A 2,458-nucleotide genomic window follows, 5' to 3' on the forward strand; every position below is an offset into this window, starting at 1 on the left:
GCCGAAGGCTGCGATCTTTTGATCTTGGTCTTTTAAAAAAAAAGATCAAAAGATCGCAGCCTTCGGCAGCTCCTACAGGGGGACAGCTTCAGGCAGGCTGTAGGTGCAGGCCGTCGTTGTCGATTTGGACGCGGATCGCGTCGTAACTGGCCAGTGTCGCGTGCTCGGTTTCAAGCGGATGCTGATGCGTCGTGGTGATGATCATCAACGACGCACCCGCCGCTTCAGCGGCTTGAATCCCGACAGCGGCATCCTCAAAAATCAGACACTCCGCCGGCTCCAGCCCCAAGCGTTTAGCCGCCAGCAAATAACCCGCCGGATCAGGCTTGCCCGCCTTCACATCCTCAGCCGTAATCATCACCGCAGGCTCGGGAATCCCCGCCGCCGCCATCCGCCGCAATGCCAGATCGCGCGGCGCCGACGTCACCATGGCCCAACGATCCTTTGGCAATTGATGGAGAAACGCCGCCGCCCCGGGAATCTCGACAATGCCTTCAACATCCTCGATCTCTGCTGCGGTAATAAACGCCGCTTGTGCCTCCGCGTCCACGCCCGGCAGGTTCAGGCGATTGATCGTGTCGATCGCCCGCGCGCCATGAATGGTCGGCAGAAACGCCTCGACATCGACGCCATGGCGCACGGCCCAGGCTGACCAGATCCGCTCGGCGGCGGCGATGGAGTTGAGGACGGTACCGTCCATGTCGAACAGGAACGCGCCGAACGCGCGATCGAAAAGATCATTGTGAGCAGACAAAGGGTCGCATCCTCTGGCAAGGGGCCGGGCAAATTTGCCCGGCAATGTAGCACTTGTCAGTGCAGACGCGGAGCCTTGGACTTGAAGGCACTCTCGACGCAATCGAGCAACTGGCCGATCGCCCAGGGTTTCTTGATGAACGCGACCGAGTGCTTGACCCCAGACGTCTCCGGCGTTTCATAACCGGACATGACCATCACCGGTTTGTCCGGCCAGCGATCGCCGACCAGGTTGGCCAGATCGGCGCCGTTGAGGGTGCCGGGCATGGTGATGTCGGTCAGCAATAGATTCACTTCCGGCGCGTGCTCGTCCAGATATAACTTGGCTGCGTCGGCGCTGCTATGCGGCTCGACCTTGAAACCTTCCTCCTGAAGAATTTCGCAAAGAAACTCCAGAATCAACGGATCATCCTCAACTACCAGAATCAACCCGCCAGGAAGGTGCGCGTCCGCCGTTGGTGATGGGCACATGAAACTGCACTCCCTGAATAGCATTAACGATTTAGCGGCTTGAATCCGCTGCTTATCTGGTATGAGCAGCGCGTTCTGTAGAAATTCATTTTTGATACAGGAGTTTTCCAAATGGTCGGATTGGCAATCCTGAGACAAACGTTCGAAGTGGCGTAATTGTGGTTAAAATGCCGGCCCATTTGCTTGCCGACCGTGACCGATGAACCCTGAAGCCCTCGCCACCCTCCACGCCCATTTGCTGCCGGCACTCGCCAGCGCACCGGGCGAAACCCGTCGTTTGTTTCATGGGCGCGGGCGTTGCTGGCCGGGGCTGGAACAGGTCACGGTGGATTGGCTGCAAGGCGTGGTGCTGGTGTCGCTGTTCAAGGAACCGGCGCCGGAGCAACTGCAAGATCTCAAGCGCGTATTGCTCGACATCACCGCTTCGGCCGAATGGCAGCAGTCCAAAGCGCACACGTTGCTGATCCAGCACCGTTATCTGCCGCAGAGCACCGCCGAATGGCTGTTGGGCGATGAGATCGATGAAATGACCATCGTCGAGGGCGGTCTGCAATACCGCGTCGACCTGGGCCGCAAGCAGAACGCCGGGCTGTTTCTCGACATGCGTTACGGGCGCAACTGGGTGCGCGAACAGTCCGACGGCAAGCGCGTGCTGAACCTGTTCGCCTACACCTGCGGTTTCTCCGTGGCGGCCATCGAGGGTGGCGCCAGCCATGTGGTCAATCTGGACATGTCCCGCGCCGCGCTCAGCCGTGGTCGCGACAATCACCGTTTGAATGGCCATGACACCGGCAAAGTCAGCTTCCTCGGCCACGACCTGTTCAAGTCCTGGGGCAAGGTGATCAACAGCGGCCCGTACGATTTGGTGATCATCGACCCGCCGTCGTTTCAGAAAGGCAGTTTTTTGCTGACCAAGGATTATCAGCGCGTGTTGCGCCGTCTGCCGGAGTTGCTGACGGCGGACGGCACGGTGCTGGCCTGCATGAATGATCCGGCGTTTGGTTCGGACTTTTTGATTGATGGCGTGACGCAGGAGGCGCCGAGTTTGCGCTTTGAACAGCGGCTGGAAAACCCGCCGGAATTTCCCGACATCGATCCCGAAAGCGGCCTGAAAGCCCTGGTCTTCAAACGCACTTCCTGACACAACCCAAATCCCTGTAGGAGCTGCCGAAGGCTGCGATCTTTTGATCCTGATCTCTTAAAAACAAGATCAAAAGATCGCAGCCTTCGGCAG

General features: G+C 58.8%; 3 protein-coding genes. 1 reads left to right on the forward strand and 2 read right to left on the reverse strand.

The features are described 5' to 3' along the window. Positions 1 to 88 precede the first annotated feature (88 nt). Both QMX93_RS30530 and QMX93_RS30535 read right to left on the reverse strand, forming a co-directional pair. Positions 89 to 754 carry an HAD family hydrolase gene (locus QMX93_RS30530; RefSeq protein WP_282359314.1) on the reverse strand — a complete coding sequence of 222 codons (666 nt, stop codon included), beginning with the start codon at positions 752 to 754 and terminating at the stop codon, positions 89 to 91. A 56-nt stretch (positions 755 to 810) separates the two neighbouring features. Then, on the reverse strand, positions 811 to 1,224 hold the full coding sequence (locus QMX93_RS30535) for a response regulator (protein WP_053121513.1): 414 nt from the start codon (positions 1,222 to 1,224) through the stop codon (positions 811 to 813). 199 nt (positions 1,225 to 1,423) lie between these two features. Here QMX93_RS30535 and QMX93_RS30540 point away from each other — a divergent pair, with 199 nt between their 5' ends. After that, positions 1,424 to 2,365 carry a class I SAM-dependent methyltransferase gene (locus QMX93_RS30540; protein ID WP_282359315.1) on the forward strand — a complete coding sequence of 314 codons (942 nt, stop codon included), beginning with the start codon at positions 1,424 to 1,426 and terminating at the stop codon, positions 2,363 to 2,365. Positions 2,366 to 2,458 lie beyond the last annotated feature (93 nt).

This window comes from Pseudomonas sp. PS01303 (assembly GCF_029959385.1).
GTDB classification, from domain to species: Bacteria; Pseudomonadota; Gammaproteobacteria; order Pseudomonadales; family Pseudomonadaceae; genus Aquipseudomonas; species Aquipseudomonas rustica.